Consider the following 1,456-nt stretch of genomic DNA (forward strand, 5'->3'; position numbering starts at 1 on the left):
TGATCTGACCCCAAAAAGTTAGACAAATTTGAGAGCTAAGCTACAAGGGATTGAATCCTGTATTGTACAGGACTCAGTCCTTTTAGTTTGCTCTTTATTCGTTTGTTATTATAGTAATCTATATATTTTATTAGCTCTTCTTTAAACTCGTTCATTGACTTAAATTTATTTAGGTATAGTAATTCCGATTTTAACAATCCAAAGAAGTTCTCCATTATCGAATTGTCCAAACAGTTTCCTTTTCTGGACATACTTTGTCGAATCCCCTTTTCCCTTAAACGCATTTGATATTGCTTATGCTGATATTGCCAACCTTGATCACTATGAAATATTAGCCCTGTGTTATCAGGTATTTTCTCAAACGCCTGATCCAGCATGTCCATTACTTGACCTAAGACTGGACGCTCACTGATATTATAACTTATGATTTCACCGTTATACATATCTAAAATCGGTGAGAGATATATCTTGGTTCCGAATAAAGAAATTTCAGTGATGTCAGTTGTCCACTTCTGATTAGGCGCAGTGGCAGAAAAGTCTCTTTGGATGATATTGGGAGCAATCTTTCCCACTTCACCTTTGTATGAGCGATATTTTTTTATGCGAACCATACACTTAATTCCAAGCTCTTTCATCAAACGTTGAACTGTTTTATGGTTGATACAATAACCTCTGTTCTGTAATTCGAGTGTGATCCTGCGATATCCATATCGTCCTCGATTTTCATGATAAATTGCATGTATTTCATTTTTAATATTTGCATATTTATCAGGCTCTTTACTTTTTTTTACATAATAGTAATAAGTGCTTCTAGGCATATGAACCAATTCTAATAATGCTGTCAATTTATATTTTTGCCTTAGTTCTGATATAACAGCTACTCTGTCTTCTTCTCGGATTTTTCCCGCTCTTGAACTAAGGCGTTCAATTTTTTTAAATATTCGTTCTCCATCCGAAGCCGTTGTACTTCTGCAAGCAGATCTTCGTTTTTATCCGTATTTTTCTTAGCCGCAGGTGCTCGTTTGCTTCCCATTTTAGGTGCCCTTCCTCTTCTTTCCTCATACAAGGCATCTTTACCTTCCTCATAATAGATACGTTCCCATTTCGCCACTGATTCTTTGGAAGGAATGTTAAAATGTGCTGCTGTTTGCCGCAATGATGCACCTGTATTATGCATATATTCTACAACAGCAATCTTGAAATCTCCACTATAAGTTCCGCTGGTTGTACAAAGGCCGGACACACCATGCTCTCTGTAAAGAGCAAGCCATTTTTGAATACAGGCTTTTGAAGGGATATGATATTCTCGAGCTAAACTGTTTAAACCGATATCCCCTTTTAGATATCGCTGAACAACTTCTAGCTTGAATTTTGTACTATACATTTTTCTTCCAGACATAGAAATAACCCCTTTCATTAGACTTACATTTTTGTCTAACAAAAGGGGTTCACTTCA

1 protein-coding gene is annotated in these 1,456 nt (G+C 36.2%); it reads right to left on the reverse strand.

The features are described from left to right. Positions 1 to 35 precede the first annotated feature (35 nt). Positions 36 to 1,399, reverse strand: a protein-coding gene (locus HED67_RS00805) for an IS3 family transposase (protein ID WP_408639814.1) whose coding sequence is annotated in 2 segments (ribosomal slippage) — positions 36 to 928 and positions 928 to 1,399 — 1,365 coding nt in all. Because the reading frame shifts where the segments join, the coding sequence is not laid out codon by codon here. Between the last annotated feature and the right edge of the window lie 57 nt (positions 1,400 to 1,456).

The organism is Pseudocoprococcus catus, from assembly GCF_019734885.1.
GTDB lineage: Bacteria > Bacillota > Clostridia > Lachnospirales > Lachnospiraceae > Coprococcus_A > Coprococcus_A catus.